Source organism: Thiocapsa marina 5811, assembly GCF_000223985.1.
GTDB lineage: Bacteria > Pseudomonadota > Gammaproteobacteria > Chromatiales > Chromatiaceae > Thiocapsa > Thiocapsa marina.
In genome coordinates, this window is sequence record NZ_AFWV01000022.1 from 38,498 (window position 1) to 54,718 (window position 16,221).

The 16,221-nt window shown below is 64.8% G+C and carries 13 protein-coding genes and 1 tRNA gene; 7 read left to right on the top strand and 7 right to left on the bottom strand.

What is annotated here, in order from left to right:
* Positions 1-1,440, bottom strand: a complete 1,440-nt coding sequence (locus THIMADRAFT_RS22725; protein ID WP_007195482.1) for a Mur ligase family protein — start codon at positions 1,438-1,440, stop codon at positions 1-3.
* Between the two features lie 249 nt (positions 1,441-1,689).
* Here THIMADRAFT_RS22725 and THIMADRAFT_RS22730 point away from each other — a divergent pair, with 249 nt between their 5' ends.
* The 4 genes from THIMADRAFT_RS22730 to arfB all read left to right on the top strand — a co-directional run bounded on the left by THIMADRAFT_RS22730 (position 1,690) and on the right by arfB (position 7,008).
* A complete protein-coding gene (locus THIMADRAFT_RS22730; RefSeq protein WP_007195483.1) occupies positions 1,690-2,031 on the top strand; it encodes a nucleotidyltransferase domain-containing protein in 342 nt (113 codons plus the stop codon).
* Positions 2,012-2,398 (top strand): HEPN domain-containing protein, encoded by a 387-nt coding sequence (locus tag THIMADRAFT_RS22735; RefSeq protein ID WP_007195484.1) that lies wholly within the window; start codon positions 2,012-2,014, stop codon positions 2,396-2,398. Before THIMADRAFT_RS22730 ends, THIMADRAFT_RS22735 begins: the two co-directional genes overlap by 20 nt.
* 258 nt (positions 2,399-2,656) lie before the next feature.
* A complete protein-coding gene (purL, locus tag THIMADRAFT_RS22740) occupies positions 2,657-6,562 on the top strand; it encodes a phosphoribosylformylglycinamidine synthase (protein ID WP_007195485.1) in 3,906 nt (1,301 codons plus the stop codon).
* Between the two features lie 23 nt (positions 6,563-6,585).
* Positions 6,586-7,008 carry an alternative ribosome rescue aminoacyl-tRNA hydrolase ArfB gene (arfB, locus tag THIMADRAFT_RS22745; RefSeq protein WP_199484286.1) on the top strand — a complete coding sequence of 141 codons (423 nt, stop codon included), beginning with the start codon at positions 6,586-6,588 and terminating at the stop codon, positions 7,006-7,008.
* A gap of 86 nt (positions 7,009-7,094) precedes the next feature.
* On the opposite strand, the gene THIMADRAFT_RS22750 is transcribed toward arfB, so the two are convergent.
* The 6 genes from THIMADRAFT_RS22750 to THIMADRAFT_RS22775 form a co-directional block, all read right to left on the bottom strand.
* Positions 7,095-7,274, bottom strand: a complete 180-nt coding sequence (locus THIMADRAFT_RS22750; RefSeq protein WP_007195487.1) for a hypothetical protein — start codon at positions 7,272-7,274, stop codon at positions 7,095-7,097.
* Between the two features lie 234 nt (positions 7,275-7,508).
* A complete protein-coding gene (locus THIMADRAFT_RS22755) occupies positions 7,509-8,000 on the bottom strand; it encodes a GlcG/HbpS family heme-binding protein (RefSeq protein ID WP_007195488.1) in 492 nt (163 codons plus the stop codon).
* A 157-nt stretch (positions 8,001-8,157) separates the two neighbouring features.
* On the bottom strand, positions 8,158-9,390 hold the full coding sequence (gene ispG / locus THIMADRAFT_RS22760) for a flavodoxin-dependent (E)-4-hydroxy-3-methylbut-2-enyl-diphosphate synthase (protein ID WP_007195489.1): 1,233 nt from the start codon (positions 9,388-9,390) through the stop codon (positions 8,158-8,160).
* 27 nt (positions 9,391-9,417) lie between these two features.
* Positions 9,418-10,302 carry a DUF4743 domain-containing protein gene (locus THIMADRAFT_RS22765; protein WP_007195490.1) on the bottom strand — a complete coding sequence of 295 codons (885 nt, stop codon included), beginning with the start codon at positions 10,300-10,302 and terminating at the stop codon, positions 9,418-9,420.
* Between the two features lie 189 nt (positions 10,303-10,491).
* Complete coding sequence (gene mazG, locus THIMADRAFT_RS22770; protein WP_007195491.1) at positions 10,492-11,292, bottom strand: nucleoside triphosphate pyrophosphohydrolase; 801 nt, start codon at positions 11,290-11,292, stop codon at positions 10,492-10,494.
* A 197-nt stretch (positions 11,293-11,489) separates the two neighbouring features.
* Positions 11,490-11,852 carry a hypothetical protein gene (locus tag THIMADRAFT_RS22775; RefSeq protein ID WP_139052972.1) on the bottom strand — a complete coding sequence of 121 codons (363 nt, stop codon included), beginning with the start codon at positions 11,850-11,852 and terminating at the stop codon, positions 11,490-11,492.
* 692 nt (positions 11,853-12,544) lie between these two features.
* Between THIMADRAFT_RS22775 and THIMADRAFT_RS22780 the strand changes: the two genes are divergently transcribed.
* From THIMADRAFT_RS22780 to THIMADRAFT_RS22790, 3 genes are all read left to right on the top strand, one after another.
* Positions 12,545-12,621: transfer RNA gene (locus THIMADRAFT_RS22780), tRNA-Arg, on the top strand.
* A gap of 729 nt (positions 12,622-13,350) precedes the next feature.
* Entirely contained in the window at positions 13,351-14,721 is a 1,371-nt protein-coding gene (locus tag THIMADRAFT_RS22785; protein WP_050799668.1) for a DUF3179 domain-containing protein, read from the top strand.
* A gap of 1,123 nt (positions 14,722-15,844) precedes the next feature.
* Positions 15,845-16,048 (top strand): hypothetical protein, encoded by a 204-nt coding sequence (locus THIMADRAFT_RS22790; protein WP_040733898.1) that lies wholly within the window; start codon positions 15,845-15,847, stop codon positions 16,046-16,048.
* The last annotated feature ends 173 nt before the right edge of the window (positions 16,049-16,221 follow it).

Here is a 16,221-nt window from a genome sequence, read left to right on the forward strand (position 1 = left end):
TCAGACCCAGCCGAGGCGCAGAAGGTTGCGCTCGATCTCGTCCTGATCGCTGTAGGGCGTCTTGTGGCCTTTGGCATCGAGATAGCGCTCGTGACCCTTGCCGGCGACGAGGGCGACCCAGGGCTCGTCCTCCGGTCGCTCGGCAAGGAAGTCGAACAGGCGTGCGATCGCGCGCGGGCGCTCGACCACCACCTCGCGACCCGTCTCGGGCATGCCCGTCAGGATATCCGCGATGATCCGTTCCGGGTCCTCGAAGCGCGGATTGTCGGAGGTCACGATCGTGTGGTCCGAATGACGCGCCACCGCGGCACCCATCAGCGGGCGCTTGAAACGATCGCGGTCGCCGCCGCAGCCGAAGAGGCTGGCGACCTGCGCCCGGGGGAAGGCCTCGCGGATCGCGCTCAGGATGGTCTCGAGTGCGTCCGGGGTGTGGGCGAAGTCGACCACCAGCGTGCGGTTGCCGACGACGCGGCACTCGAACCGCCCGTCCACCGCGCTCAGATGCCGCCAGTCCTCGCGCGCGCCCGGTCCCAAGATCCCGTCGGCCAAGGTAACGGCGAGCGCATAGTTGCGACGGTTGTGCGCGAGCGCGAGGAATGGCTTGGCGGCGAGCGCCTCGGCGCCGAGCGTCGCGGCAGGCAGGACTTCGACTGGAACCCGCGGTTGGCCATTCTCACGCAGACGCTCGGCGACATCCGAGCTGGTCGTGTAGAGACGCCCCCCGTCCGCGATCATGTCCAGGATGCGTGCCTTGGCCGCGAAATAGGCCGCCTCGCCGCCGTGATAGTCCAGATGATCCTGCGTGAAGTTGGTCCAGGCGGCGTTCTGAAGCGGGATGCCGTGCGCGCGCCCTTGATCCAAGGCGTGGCTGCTGACCTCCATCGCGACCACCGCGTAGCGGTCGCGATGGGCGTGCAGCAGACGGCGCAGCTCGATCAGCGGCGGCGAGGTGAATCCGGTATTGACCAGCGGCTCGCCCGCCAAGGAGAGGCCGAGCGTCCCGACCGAGAGGACAGGCCGCCCATGGGCCGAGAGGATCGCCTCCAGATACTTCACCGTGGTGGTCTTGCCGTTGGTGCCCGTGACGCCCAGAAAGACCGTGCCGTCGGTGTCCAGCGGATAGATGCAATCGCAGAAGCGCGCAACGACCTCGGCCCAATCGCCGAGGTGCGTGACATAGATGCCCTTGCCGGGCAGTCGCTCGACACCCTCGATCATGCGGTTGGTGACCAGCACGGAGCAGGCGCTATCGGCGAGATAGCGCTCGATGATCTCGGTATCGGTGCGCCCGTCGTCGAACCGCTGGAAGAAGAGGATCGAGCCGGCATCGCAGGCATTCGCGCGCCATTGGATGTTGTCCAAGGGGCCGGGCGTGGCCGGTTCGCGCCTCCAGGCGAAATCGAGCGCGGACAGCAGATCGGATAGGGCGTGATTCGGCATGGTGTTCGGGTCTGATATCCAGAGGAGCCGAATGATACTCGGGGTGCCGGGATCTTGCCCGGGGTTACGGGATAGGGTCGGGTCGATCGTGACTGAAACCGCGTTGCGCTCCGACGACCACGGCCACGGTCGGTTTGTCGAGGGCTCACCGGGAATGACGCGGCGCAACGATGCATATATTCTTGATCAGTGCAGTTCGCGTTCTTCCCGCATGGCTACACTACTCCAAGACAACCAAGCAACTGACCAATGGATATCGCTGAAGAAATCCTGCTGGGTCGAATGGTCTCGGTGATCGTTCGGGAAGTCGATCCCGACGCCATCATTCTCTTCGGTTCGCGTGCCCGCGGGGAGGCTCGTTGGGACTCAGACGTCGATCTGTTGGTCGTCGAGCGTAAGCCATTCTCCGATACGCACAGTCGTGGTCGGGACGCCGGTCGTCTCTATCGCAGTTTGGCTGGGTTCGGGGTTGCAAAGGACCTGCTGCTTTACAGCCGAGACGAGGTCGATCGGTTATCGAAGAACCCAGGTCATGTCGTCAGCCAGGCGCTCAAGGAGGGAAAGGTGATTTATGGCAAGCCATCGGGATGATGCGGCGCGACTGTTACGGCGATCGAGTGCCGATTTTCTTGCGCTCGTCAACATGCGCAATCCCCGCAAATTCGACGACAACATCTTCGGATTCCATGCCCAACAGGCCGTTGAAAAGGCACTGAAGGCATGGCTAGCGATCCTCGGCGCCTCCTATCCGTTTCGCCATGATCTTGCCGAGTTGCTTGCGGCCTTGGAGTCGCACGGCCAGAAGGTCGATGATCTTTGGTGCCTTGTCGACCTCACGAGCTTCGCTGTTCAGCTTCGCTACGACGAGGTCGACGCGGGGTATCCGCTGGACAGAGAGGCTCTGATCAAAGCAGTCGGCTTGCTGATCGACCGTGTCCAGGCCACACCCCTAACCTGATTCGCGCACGGGTGGGAGCAGTATGGACGAAACGCTGGGTTACCCCCAACCCCTGTGACCGCTCGTGTGGATAAGCTGTTCGCGCGTGCCTTAACCCGCGGGTGGGGCACGGCGGATCGGTAGCCGGTCAAGGATTGCCCGCTTGTGGTTATTCGGCGTCGAGTGCGGAACGGTCGAGGCCGGTCCGCTCCTCCGCGCTCCGGCCTCGGATCTCAAGTATCATGTCGGATCAAGAGCCAGAATACAGAGTCACGTCCCATGCTCGTCCTCCGTGGTGCCCCCGCCCTTTCAGAGTTCCGTCTTCAGAAGCTTGCCGGCAGGCTGCGCGAGCAGATCGGCGTGCCGATCGAGGTTTATGCCGAGCATGTCCATTTCGCCGCTCTGGCAGGCGAGCTGGCCGAGGATCAGCGCGGGATCCTGGAGCGGCTCCTGCGCTACGGTCCCGCCTTGCCGAGCCACGCGCCGGTCGGCCGGCTCGTTCTGGTCGTGCCGCGACCGGGCACCATCTCGCCCTGGTCGTCGAAGGCGACCGACATCGCGCACAACTGCGGACTCGATGGCCTAGAGCGACTGGAGCGCGGCACAGCTTACTATCTGACGGCGGACGGCGGCTCACTCGACGCGGAGACCGTCGAGCAGGCTGCTGCATTCCTGCACGACCGTATGACCCAAGTCGCGCTCTTCGACTTGGCCGAGGCCGAGCGGCTGTTCGCACACGCCGAGCCGCGTCCGGTGCGCCGAGTCGCGCTCGGCGCGGACCCGGAGGCGGCGCTGGGGCAGGCGAACCGCGAGCTGGGCCTCGCGCTCTCGCCCGACGAGATCGCCTATCTCGCCGGCAGCTTCGCCGCACTCGAGCGCGACCCCACCGATGTCGAGCTGATGATGTTCGCCCAGGCCAACTCCGAGCATTGTCGGCACAAGATCTTCAACGCCCGCTGGGATATCGACGGCGAGCCGCAGCCGCACTCGCTCTTTAAGATGATTCGCCACACGACGGACGTTTCTCCGGATGGCGTGCTCTCCGCCTACAAGGACAACGCCGCCGTTATCGAGGGGTGGGAGGGGCGCCGTTTTCTCGCCGACCCCGCAACCGGGATCTATGGCGAGCACGAGGAAGCCATCCAGATCCTCATGAAGGTCGAAACCCACAACCACCCGACCGCGATCGCACCGGATCCGGGTGCGGCGACCGGCTCGGGCGGTGAGATCCGCGACGAGGGCGCGACCGGGCGGGGCGCCAAGCCCAAAGCCGGTCTCTGCGGCTTCTCGGTCTCGGATCTGCGCATCCCCGGTTTCGGGCAGCCCTGGGAGCCGCCAGAGGCCGACTACCACGGAAAGCCGGGCCGGATCGTCTCCGCACTCGAGATCATGCTCGAAGGGCCGATCGGTGCGGCTGCGTTCAACAACGAGTTCGGCCGACCGAATCTGACGGGTTATTTCCGCACCTTCGAGCAGGCCATCCCCGGCCCGAACGGCGCGACCGAGCTGCGCGGCTATCACAAGCCCATCATGCTCGCCGGCGGCATCGGCAACATCCGCTCCGAGCATGTCGCCAAGGACAGCTTTCCCGTCGGCACGGCGCTGATCGTGCTCGGCGGCCCGGCGATGCTGATCGGGCTCGGTGGCGGGGCGGCCTCGAGCATGGCCTCGGGCGCTTCGGCAGAGGATCTCGACTTCGCCTCGGTGCAGCGCGCCAACCCGGAGATGCAGCGCCGTTGCCAAGAGGTCATCGACCGCTGTTGGGCGCTCGGCGAGGACAATCCCATTCTCTTCGTCCACGACGTCGGCGCCGGCGGGCTGGCCAACGCGCTGCCCGAGCTGGTTCACGACGCCGGACGCGGCGGACGCTTCGAGCTGCGCGCCGTACCCAACGCCGATCCGGGCATGTCGCCGATGGAGATCTGGTGCAACGAGTCGCAGGAGCGCTATGTCCTGGCCGTCGCGGCGGAGCGGCTGGCGCAGTTCGAGGCGATCTGCGCGCGCGAGCGTTGTCCGCATGCGGTGGTCGGAACCGCGACCGAGGATGAGCATCTGATGCTCGGCGACACCCATTTCTCGGATACCCCGATCGACATGCCCATGTCGCTCCTCTTCGGCAAGCCGCCCAAGATGGAGCGGGATGCCCTCTCCGGACAGCCGCCGCGCCCGCCGCTGCGCACCGCCGAGATCGATCTGCGCGAGGCGCTCGATCGCGTGCTGCGTCTGCCCACGGTCGCCGACAAGTCCTTCCTGATCACCATCGGGGATCGCAGCATCACAGGTCAGGTCGCACGCGATCAGATGGTCGGACCCTGGCAGATCCCGGTCGCCGACTGCGCCGTGACCATCAGCGACTATCGCGGCATCACCGGCGAGGCGATGGCGATCGGCGAGCGCACGCCGCTCGCCCTGCTCGATGCCCCGGCCTCCGGGCGCATGGCCGTCGGCGAGGCCATCACCAATCTCGCAGCCGCGCGCATCGCGTCGATCGGGGATATCAAGCTCTCCGCCAACTGGATGGCCGCCGCCGGCGATCCGCGCGAGGATGCTCGGCTTTACGCCACTGTCCGCGCCGTCGGTCTGGAGCTCTGCCCGGCACTCGGGATCGCCATCCCGGTCGGCAAGGACTCGATGAGCATGAAGACGGTCTGGGAGGATGCCGCGGGTGTGCGGCACGCGATGTCCGCGCCGCTCTCGCTGATCGTCTCCGCCTTTGCCCCGGTGCTCGACGTGCGCGCGACCCTGACGCCGCAACTGCGAACCGATCAGGGCGACACCGATCTCATCCTCGTCGATCTGGGGCAGGGCCGGAACCGTCTCGGCGGGTCCGCGCTCGCGCAGGTCTACGGTCAGCTCGGTGACGACGGGCCGGATCTGGATGCACCGGACCTGCTCAAGCGCTTCTTTGCAGCGATTCAAGAGCTTCAAGACGAGGGGCTGATCCTCGCCTACCACGACCGCTCGGACGGCGGACTCATCACCACGCTCTGCGAGATGGCCTTTGCCGGACGCTGCGGGGTCGATGTCGATCTGGCCGCGGTCGGTCCCGATGACCTCTCGGCCCTGTTCAGCGAAGAGCTGGGTGCGGTGATCCAGGTTCGCCACACGGAGACGGACGACGCGCTCCAGATCCTGGAATACCACGGTCTGGCCGAGTACAGCCCGGTGATCGGCATGCTCGACGACAGCGATCAGATCCGCGTCTGCCGCCGCTGTCGACCGCTCTTCGAGGCGAGTCGCACCGAGCTTCAGCAGGTCTGGTCCGAGACGAGTTTCCGGATGCAGTCCCTGCGCGACAACCCCGAGTGCGCGGCCGAGGCCTATGCGCGCATCGCCGAGCCGGATCCCGGTCTCCATGCGGAGCTGACCTTCGATCCGGATGATGACCTGACCGCGCCCTATGTCGAGCGCGGCGCACGCCCGCCGATCGCCATCCTGCGCGAGCAGGGGGTGAACGGGCAGGTCGAGATGGCCGCGGCCTTCCATGCGGCGGGCTTCGAGTGCGTGGACGTGCATCTGTCCGACATCATGGCCGGGCGCGTCGAGCTCGCGCGCTTCCGCGGCCTCGCCGCTTGCGGCGGCTTTTCTTACGGCGACGTGCTGGGGGCGGGGGAGGGCTGGGCGAAGTCCATCCTCTTCAACCCGCGCGCACGCGATCAATTCCAGGCCTTCTTCGAGCGCAGCGACACCTTTGCGCTCGGCATCTGCAACGGCTGCCAGATGCTCTCCAACCTGCGCGAGCTGATCCCGGGCGCGGACCATTGGCCGCATTTCGTGCGCAACCGCTCAGAGCAGTTCGAGGCACGCACACTGATGCTCGAGGTTCGGGAGACGCCGTCCGTCGTGCTCGCCGGGATGGCCGGATCGCGCATGCCGATCGCGGTGGCGCACGGCGAAGGCCGAGCAGAGTTCCGCGATGCCGAGCATCTGGCCGCGGCGCGCACGAGCGTGGCGACGCGCTACATCGAGAACGATGGCCGGGTCGCCGAGCGGTATCCCGCCAACCCCAACGGCTCGCCCGAGGGCATCGCCGGCCTGACGACGCTCGACGGACGCGTGACCATCATGATGCCGCACCCCGAGCGCGTCTTTCGGTCCGTTCAGAATTCGTGGCATCCGGATGAGTGGGGTACGGACGGCCCTTGGATGCGTCTATTCCGCAATGCGCGCGTGTGGGTGGACTAAACCGCGTCCAGATCAATTGCGTGATGTTGCAGATCTCCAAGCGTATCCGAATCGACGAGACCGAGCTGAGCGAGCGGTTCATCCGCTCGCCCGGACCCGGCGGCCAAAACGTCAACAAGGTCGAGACGGCGGTCCAGTTGCGGTTCGACGTCGGACGCTCGCCCTCGCTCCCGGAGGACGTGCGCGAGCGTCTAAGACGCCTCGGCGGCCGGCGGATCGATTCGGACGGCGTCCTCATGATCGAAGCACACCGCTATCGCACCCGCGAGCGCAATCGCGCCGATGCGCGAGCCCGACTCGCCGCCCTGATCGCTCAAGCAGCGGTGCGGCCGAAGACACGCATCGCGACTCGACCCACCCGCGCCTCGACCGAGCGACGCTTGGAGACCAAGCGGAAACAATCCAGCAGCAAGCGGATGCGCCGCGCCCCGTCGGATCACGATTAGGAATCGGCTTTGCCGGGTGAGGTTTTCCCTAAAACCCGGGCAATGCTCCGGTGACGGGCGGACGCAGACCGAGCGTCCCTGAGGCCCTACTCGCTCACCTCGACAACCGCCCCCGTACCGTCCGGCGCGACGATGATCACCAGTCTGCCGAGCGTCGGGTGGCGTGCGGTGACCACGCTGAATGCGGGTAGGCGCATCTCGCCGATCAACTCGCTTTCGTCCTTCAGGTCTGAGATCAGCGCTGCTTCGGCTTCCAATAAACGCATCTGTCACCCCCGATCCTGTTGTGGGCCTAAACCGCGTATGGCTCCACTATGCTCTGTTTTTGCAGGGACGAAACCCGCGATGATCCCCGGAACGCCCTGCACGACGCGGTTTAGAATTCTTCGGGCTATTTCGCATCCTGAGCCGCGTCGCGCCAAGCTCGTGTGTCGAGCCGACGCATACATTCACGCGACCCGACCCGACCCGACCCGAACCCAACCGGACGCGGTTCAGCCCTACATCGCCATATCCAGATCGTCCTGGATCTCGGCGATGCCGGCGAGTGCGCATTCCTCGTCGGTCTCCCCCGAGGGTGCACCGCTGACGCCGACGCCTGCCACAAGCGACGAGCCGCCGACCAGGACGGGAACACCGCCCGCGGACATGACGAGACCCTCGACACGCCCGATCGGCGTATCCGCCCGATCGGCCATGGCCGAGGTTGCGGCATTGAAGTTGACCGCGGTAAAGGCCTTCATCTTGCTGATCGGCACCGTGATCGGCGCGGCGATGGTGTCGCGCAGTGTCACCTGCACCGTGCCTTCGCGATCGACGACGGTGACAGCGATCTGGATCCCCTTCTCGCGACATTCCTCGATCGCCCCTTGGGCGATCTTCACCGCAGAATCCATCGACAGACGCTGCAACGGGACCACCATAGGTCCGTCGGCGAGGGCCGATCCGCAGACCAATACAGTGGCGATGAGTACGGGAATGGTCTTCTTCATCTCTCCTCCTCTTTTCCGTTAGGGCATTCTTATCGTTAGTGCTTTGGATCAATATCTCGACGACGCGTACCCGCGGATCGGGGTGATTCAAATCGCCGTTACACACGAATCATTGCTTCTCCGGGCATCGTCGAAGCCGAGCCGACCGGCGCGTCGGTCACTGCGCCCGATAGTGGGTCTCGATGTATTCGTCGACCATCCGCTTGAACTGCTCGGCGATCCCGTCGCCCTTGAGTGTGGCGACCTTCTCGCCGTCGACATAGACGGGTGCGGACGGGCGCTCGTCGTTGCCGGGCAGGCTGATGCCGATATTGGCGTGCTTGCTCTCGCCGGGTCCGTTCACGACGCATCCCATCACTGCGACCTGCATGGTCTCGACCCCTGGAAACCGCGTGCGCCAATCCGGCATCTGCTCGCGAAGGTAGGCCTGAATGTCTTGCGCCAGGTGTTGGAAGGTATCGCTGGTGGTGCGTCCGCAGCCCGGACAGGCGGTGACCATGGGGGCGAAGGAGCGCATGCCCATGGTTTGGAGGATCTCCTGCGCGACCACCACCTCGCGGGTGCGCGCCTCACCCGGTGCAGGGGTCAACGAGATGCGGATGGTGTCGCCGATGCCTTCCTGAAGCAGCACGGACAAGGCGGCGGTGGATGCGACGATCCCCTTCGATCCCATGCCGGCCTCGGTCAGGCCCAGATGCAGGGCATAGTCGCCGCGATCGGCCAGCATGCGATAGACCGCGATCAGATCCTGCACGCCGCTCATCTTGCAGGACAGGATGATGCGATCGCGCGGCAAGCCGACCTGCTCGGCGCGCTCGGCGCTCGAGATGGCCGATTCCACCATCGCCTCGCGCATCACCTGATCGGCATCGCGCGGCTCGGGCGAGCGTGCGTTCTCGTCCATCATCCGCACGATCAGGTCGGGATCCAGGCTGCCCCAGTTCACCCCGATGCGCACCGGCCGATCGTAGCGGCAGGCGATTTCGACCATGGTCGCGAACTGGCTGTCCTTCTTCTCGCCCCGCCCGACATTGCCCGGGTTGATGCGGTACTTCGCCAGCGCCTCCGCGCACTCGGGGTAATCCGTAAGCAGACGGTGGCCGTTGAAATGAAAGTCGCCGACCAACGGCACGCTGCACCCTTGTGCGTCCAGCGCCTCGCGGATCGCCGGGACCGCGCGGGCCGCGGACTCGTGATTCACGGTGATTCGCACCAACTCCGAGCCGGCACGGGCAAGCTCGGCGACCTGTTGGACCGTGGAGGCGATATCCGCGGTGTCCGTATTGGTCATGGACTGGATGACGATCGGGGATTGACCGCCGACGGTCACCGGTCCGATGCGAACCGGTACGGTTCGGCGTCTTTGAATCGGGAATCGAGTTGGGCTCATAGTGCCTTTGCCGCTGCAGCGGCCCTGTCAGTTGGTCGGAGTCGAGCGTCGATCCGACGAGGGCAATGGGGAACGCAGACCCTGGACGATCGCGACATAATGCGGGTCGTCTTGAGGAATCAGTCCGTGGCGGATTAGAAAATCGATGATGACCAGGTTACAGTTGAGCTTGAAGTCATCGGTCTCGCGGACGATCTCCGCAACCTCCTTCACCGGCACGCGATAGAAGGCTTCGACCTCCCCGTCGGTGCAGCGCGGCTCGAAGTCCTCCGGAAGCTCGAGATCGTAGCAGAACATGACGTCCGGCTTCAGCCCGCGCTCCGAATCGCGGCAGTAGGTGACGGCTCCGACGGCCACCGCCCGGTCCGCAAGGGCGGGGGGCATGCCGGCCTCCTCCGCGCACTCCTTGCGCAGATTCTCGATCAGACCGACACCGTGGGGCAACCCACCCGCAACAAGGTTATCGAGCCGCCCCGGATAGAGACGGCGATCGGCGGCGCGCCGGCCGATCCACATCTCGATGCCCCGTGCGGTCCGCACGAAGCCGTTCAGATGCTGACCGAAGGCGCGCATCCCGAAGAAGGGTGCGCAGGCCCGATCGACCAGGCAGCGCGCCGCCTCGCGCCCGCCGGCGGTGACAGGGTACTGCTCGCCGTGCAGATAGGGGATGACGCCCTCGTCGACGAGGCCTCGCGTGACCTCGGCCAGCGCCGAGGTGCAACCCTCGAAGTCATCCGGCGTCTCGATCCACTCGACCGTCGTCTCAGTCACACGGAACCGTGTCGGCCAGCGCCGAAGCTCCTCTGCAGCGCTACGCCGCAGGCTCCCGAGACGTTCGCCCCGTCGGATGAAGGGAACAAACGCGTCCGGCTCCCAGGCGTTACAGGCGTCGATCTTGTCGAGATAGCTCATTGATGAACCGCGTCTTGGAGTGTCTTGCAACCTAATTCAGGTCACGCCCGGCCCGCTTCCCTCCGATACCTCGGCAGGACACGGTTCATTTGATAAAAAAATCGTAAAACCGCGCCCGCTGAAACGCCCGTTAGTGACTCCAGTCTTCGATCTCGATGAAGACCGAGCCTATCTCGAGGAGGCGCGGTTTTAACGCTCCTCGGATTTGATGAGGCTCCAGAGCCGCTCCATCTCCGGTCTCACCGCAGCACTCGGCTCTTGCCCGCCGGCACGCAGGCACACCTCGACACGCCCGAAGCGCCGCTCGAAACGGTGGTTCGCCGCCCGCAGCGCCTGCTCGGCATCCACGCCCATATGGCGGGCGAGATTGACACAGGAGAACAGCAGGTCGCCGATCTCGTGCACCCGCTCGGTCGGCTCGGCGTGGGCGCGCAGCGTCTCGCGACACTCCTGCAGCTCTTCGAGCACCTTGTCGAAGACCTCTTCCATCTCGTCCCAATCAAAGCCGACGACCGCCGCGCGCTTCTGCAGCTTCTCGGCCCGCACCAGGGCGGGGAGGGCTTGGGCAACCCCTTCGAGCACGCTCCCGATGGGTCGCTGGCGCTTGCTTGCACGCTCGGCGGCCTTCTCGCGCTCCCAGTTCGCGCGTACCGCTTCCTCGTCCTCGAGCTCCGCGTCTCCGAAGACATGCGGATGGCGGCGGATCATCTTCTCGCTGATCGACTGCACCACGTCCGGGAAGGCGAAGCTCCCTTGCTCCTCGGCGATCCGGGCATGGTAGACCACCTGAAGCAGCAGATCGCCGAGCTCCTCGCGCAGCTCCTTCATGTCCTCGTTCTCGATCGCTTCGGCGACCTCGTAGGCCTCCTCCAAGGTGAAGGGCAGGATGCTGCGGAAGGTCTGCTCCTGGTCCCACGGACAGCCGTCCTGTGGATCGCGTAGACGCGCAACGATGGCGATGAGATCGGAAATCGAGTCGTGTCGGTTCATAGGCTGAAGGTGTTCCGGGCGAATGGCGGATGCGGATTTCGGGGTCTGCTGGGCCGAGACGGGATCGAACCGCCTAGCAACTGTTCAACAACAGGTGATCCATCTTAGCCCCTCTCCCCTCGCGGGAGAGGGGTTGCGGAGAGGGGGAGAATGCACCGGAAGAGCTAAGTTGTTTCTGCACCGTGACCTACCGAGTCTCAAGCGGCGCCGTACACGAATCCGTCGAAGGCGACTCCGAGCAAGATCGCACCGATCCCGCCCCATTTCCAGTAGCTGCGGGGAATGCCGATGATCTCGTCCGGGCGTGAGCGACTCGGATCCTTGAGGATCTCGTAGAGGTGCGGGCCGGCCAGGAACCAGGGCAGGAATCCGAAGAAGGTCGGCACCGCGAGCCACAACGGGACCGGCTCGTTTAAGAAGAGCGCCACGGCCAAGACCGGCCAAAGCACGAGATAACCGGCGGTGAGCTTCGCGTCACGCGATTTCTGCGCCGTGGTTGCGAACGTCAGGAGTGCGACGATTCCCCAAGAGGCGACGATCAGGATGAGGAGTATGCGCATTGGGGTCGCGGTGATGGCATTGCTTGGGTTCTCTGCGATGATCCGAGGACTCTCGTCATGCGTCACGTGCGCCTGAAACGGGCGCCTGAAATGCGACGCGACCAAACGAAGAATGACGTCGGGCCGATCGACGCGTACCCCGGAAAGCCGCCGGTCATGTTAGCGGATCCTCCGACCAACGGTCCAACTCGGGTGCAACGCCATGCCTTGGAGCAGGTTTTCAGGAACATCCCTCGGGCTCGACGCTGTTCTGTTTCGACAAGCCGGGACGCGGTGAATCACATGCGAAGCGAAAATCAAACACGCTGAGGCGAGCCGAATCCTTGCGGCGGGTTCCGGAACTGGTCTAGTTCCGGTTGCGTGCGAGGCATCCGACCTTGATCTCGCGGGTGAGGACGAGTCCGGTCTTGCTTCCGCCCGAAGAGCACCCGTCGGCGAGGGCGTCGTGAGTCTGCCGACCGTGCCCTCCGGCGGGAACGCCGAACGCCTGCGCTTCACCCGCGTGAAGCCGGATCCGGCGGTCGACAATCTCGGCGTCGAACGAGGTGAGTCGAACCTCTTGACAGCCGACCGCCGGATCCGGAAGATACGCGGCTCGGTGGTGTCGCCGACAAGCACACCGCCAAGCGTCAATCAGTCTGCAGGCATGCCGGACTGGATAGAGCCTCCACGGATGGAGCGCCGCACTCAAAGCGCCCGTAGCTCAGCTGGATAGAGTACCTGGCTACGAACCAGGTGGTCGGAGGTTCGAATCCTTCCGGGCGCGCCAAACAGAACAAGCGGTTAGCTGAGAAATTAGCTAGCCGTTTTTTGTTTGTGCAGGGTAAACCAGTTTTGTAGTCGCGTCTGTAGTCGCGTGCTGGGGCGGCAACCCTGCTTGACCTAACTTGCGGCACTCCTGAGTTCAGCTGACGACAGCAGGAATCCGCACGAACAGGCCCGTCCTGTTGTTTCCAGCATTTTCTCGTCACAGATTTCTAAGATTCGCTCACCTGACTTCCGCCGATCTTTCCGCACTGCGGCACCGGCAGAGAGGCGGCGGTCCGTTCTCGACCCAGACCGGCCACCGAGCCGAGCCAGTCGACCGATCACTTTGCCCCATGACCGGTCACTAGGTCCAGGAGGTCTGAGGGGAAGGTCTCGGCCAGTTTCGGACACCGTTGCTTGCCAGGCCGGGGTCCGCAGTCGCGTGTGCAGCGGACACTCGCTGCGGCCATGAGTTGCGTGTACTGTCCCCGGAACTGCCTGCACCCAGGCCCCGGCAAACCACCCCCCCACGCCTGCTCGGTCCCCTCCGAGACTGCGACCTGATCCCCGACTCTCCCCGTCCCTCACCGTCGGCTCGCGCGCGACTCAGTCCGGTCCTTGCCACCCGCCTCCCAACGATGGTAGCGTCCGCCCGACGCTAGTCGTCCGTGCGATTGGACTTCCCATCCCCCTGGTTCCGGCGTCTTGTCGATCGGTAACACCGAGGCAACAACCCGTGCGGCAAGACCCCATGCGTAACCCACTGGTCCTGGCGCTCACCGCGCCCCTTCTGGCCGCGTCGCTGCTGCTGACGGCGGCGCAGGTGCGACCGGCGCCCGATGCCGGGGCGGGGCATCTGCCGCTCACGGTCTTCTACGACCTCATGGCGGACGACCGCACCGCCGGTGCGGCCCTGGACCGCATCGATGCCGGTTGGCGGGACGGTTACGCCGGGATGCTGCTGGACCTGGTCTATTTCGTGGTCTCCGATCCCATCGAGGACCGGATGACCCGCCTCCTGGAGCAGGCCTCAGGGATCACCTACCGAGGCGACTACGACCCCTTCTACCGCTGGCTGTGGACCGCGAAGCCCGCAGAGCATCCCGACTACGCCGACTTCAAGGCACAGCTCTACGCCGACATCGACCCGCGCTTTCGCGCCTATTTCGACGGCGACCCCGGGCGCACCATCCGTCTCGACGAGGTGCTGTGGGGCGGGGTGAGACGGGACGGCATCCCGCCCCTGGTGAATCCCGGGATGATCCCCGCCCGTGATGCCGGTTACCTGGACGACGACAACACCGTCTTCGGCGTCTATCTCAACGGCGAAGCCCGCGCCTATCCCAAGCGCATCCTGGCCTGGCACGAGCTGGTGCGAGACCGCGTCGGCGGGCGCGAGATCGCGGGCGTCTACTGCACCCTGTGCGGGGCCATGATCGTCTACGACCCGGAGGTGCGGGGCACCCGCCACGTGCTCGGCACCAGCGGATTCCTGTACCGCTCCAACAAGCTGATGTACGACCAGGCCACCGAGTCCCTGTGGTCTACCTTCACCGGGGAGCCGGTGGTCGGGCCACTGGTGGACAAGGGCATCGAGCTCCGGACCCTGCCGGTGGTCACGGCGAGTTGGAAGGAGTGGCGCGCCCGCCATCCGGACACCCTGGCGCTGTCCCTGGATACGGGACGGGATCGGGACTACAGCGAGGGCGCCGCCTATCGGGACTATTTCGCCACCGACCGGCTGATGTTCACCGTGCCCGGCATCGACCGCCGCCTGCCCAACAAGGCCGAGGTGCTGGCCCTGCGCTACGGCGGCGAGCCGCTGGCGATCTCGGCCGAGTATCTCGAGCGACGGCCGGTCCATCACGACCGAACCGGCGGCACCGGCTTCGTGGTGCTCACGGATGCGAGCGGAGCCAACCGGGTCTACGAATCCAACGGCGTGCGCTTCACGGCCTGGGACGGCGCCACCCGCGCCTTCGATACCGAAGGTGACGGCTGGGCGGTGAGCGAATCGACCCTGACCCATAGCGACGGGCGGCGCCTGGAGCGTCTCACTGCTCACCGGGCCTTCTGGTTCGGCTGGCAGGCCCAGTTCCCGGAGACCCGGCTTGTGAAATGACCGGCGCGTATCGGCCGAGCAACCCGGCTCCCTCCGCGCAGCGAGCTTGCACCCATGAGGATTACAACATTTACAATCAGAGAAACTGACCGGCTTATGTGGGTTTCTTCGAGCAGGCCCAGTCAATCGCAGCGTTAGATCTTGAGCGCGTCGTCACTTTAAAGACCTCCGACAAAAAACTTGAAGTTCTTCGCACCAAGATTGATTTTGTAATCCAATTCCTGATCGACATAGACAACCTGAGGCGCTCCCTCGGGACCACAGGTTCGATAGTCAAGACAGCGTTTGCCACCGGGGCTCCAGAGCACCGCGGTATGGCGGCTTTCAACGATCCGGCCGCTGCATCGCGGGCGAGAAAGGCCTATCGGAATCGCCCCCCTGAGCACCGGCCACCACCAGCAAGATGCTGGATTTCTGCGCCCTCCACCACATCGATGCCCTCACCGAGCACTACCCACGCGTCAGGTCAACGAGGCCATGGCGCACTTGGAAGCCGGCAAGGCACGCTACCGGGTCGTGTTGGAAAACGACGCGACCTAGCGCTGAGTCGCAGGGGCTTGAGCAGTCAACTTCAGCGCGCCAGCCGGTTCAAGTAGCGCGATGCTCGAGGGTACGCCCCATGACCCACAGCTGCCTCTCAAGGCCAGCCTTATGGTTACCGCAAAGGACGCATTTCGGTCGCTCGCAGATGGCCCGCCGAATGGATCGGTTCAGCCATAAGCGGCCTCCCGACGCCGCATGACAGGCGGCCGCAATGGCGTCTGTCGAGGTCGTTCGAGTCGCTCGACACCAGTGGATGGATGCGGTCTGTCGCCGCCAGCGGCAGGCCAACTGCCGGGAATGCATACAGTGGCCCGCGGATTATCTTTGGTAAATTCATTCAATCGCCGAAAGAAATCCGTGGGGTCTGCTTACGGTGCTTTCTGCTCAAACTCGCCCCCGCTCTGTCCGAGGCGGCCTCCGATCACCGTCGACATCTGGTCCGAGATGCTCGGACGATGATCTCCTGAGAAATTTTTTCACCCTCCTGTAACCAATCGACGGCGGCCGACGACGAGCCCTGTGAGCCTACCGGCCAGGGCCGGTGCCTAGGGTCGTCCAATCGTTAACCTTGAAGGAAACCATGATGAAACTCACCAAATCGATCGCCACGGGAACCGGGATGATGGCGCTGCTGCTGATTTCGGCAGCGCACGCAGATAACCAGCGCGGAGGAGCGACAAGGGATTACACCGTGACCATTACCAACTTGACGCTGGGCCAGGTCTTCAGTCCGCCGGTGCTGGTGACGCATAAGCAAGATGTCGCACTCTTTACCCATCTTTGACACGGTCGGGTCCGATTTCCTGTCCGCAGGCTGCCCATGCCATTGATTCATATGTACACGGCAACCTCGCCGTGAAAAGTAGTGCCATATTATTTCAGCCTGGCCCTAGGCAGCCGGCAGCGCATGGGCTAGCGTGTGGGCATGTACATCCGGCGCACCCATACCCGCAACAC

Bases quoted from the DNA above. Each gene is read 5' to 3' on its own strand.
- THIMADRAFT_RS22725 (WP_007195482.1), bottom strand. From the start codon at position 1,440: ATGCCGAATCACGCCCTATCCGATCTGCTGTCCGCGCTCGATTTCGCC.
- THIMADRAFT_RS22730 (WP_007195483.1), top strand. From the start codon at position 1,690: ATGGATATCGCTGAAGAAATCCTGCTGGGTCGAATGGTCTCGGTGATC.
- THIMADRAFT_RS22735 (WP_007195484.1), top strand. From the start codon at position 2,012: ATGGCAAGCCATCGGGATGATGCGGCGCGACTGTTACGGCGATCGAGT.
- purL (WP_007195485.1), top strand. From the start codon at position 2,657: ATGCTCGTCCTCCGTGGTGCCCCCGCCCTTTCAGAGTTCCGTCTTCAG.
- arfB (WP_199484286.1), top strand. From the start codon at position 6,586: ATGTTGCAGATCTCCAAGCGTATCCGAATCGACGAGACCGAGCTGAGC.
- THIMADRAFT_RS22750 (WP_007195487.1), bottom strand. From the start codon at position 7,274: ATGCGTTTATTGGAAGCCGAAGCAGCGCTGATCTCAGACCTGAAGGAC.
- THIMADRAFT_RS22755 (WP_007195488.1), bottom strand. From the start codon at position 8,000: ATGAAGAAGACCATTCCCGTACTCATCGCCACTGTATTGGTCTGCGGA.
- ispG (WP_007195489.1), bottom strand. From the start codon at position 9,390: ATGAGCCCAACTCGATTCCCGATTCAAAGACGCCGAACCGTACCGGTT.
- THIMADRAFT_RS22765 (WP_007195490.1), bottom strand. From the start codon at position 10,302: ATGAGCTATCTCGACAAGATCGACGCCTGTAACGCCTGGGAGCCGGAC.
- mazG (WP_007195491.1), bottom strand. From the start codon at position 11,292: ATGAACCGACACGACTCGATTTCCGATCTCATCGCCATCGTTGCGCGT.
- THIMADRAFT_RS22775 (WP_139052972.1), bottom strand. From the start codon at position 11,852: ATGCGCATACTCCTCATCCTGATCGTCGCCTCTTGGGGAATCGTCGCA.
- THIMADRAFT_RS22785 (WP_050799668.1), top strand. From the start codon at position 13,351: ATGCGTAACCCACTGGTCCTGGCGCTCACCGCGCCCCTTCTGGCCGCG.
- THIMADRAFT_RS22790 (WP_040733898.1), top strand. From the start codon at position 15,845: ATGATGAAACTCACCAAATCGATCGCCACGGGAACCGGGATGATGGCG.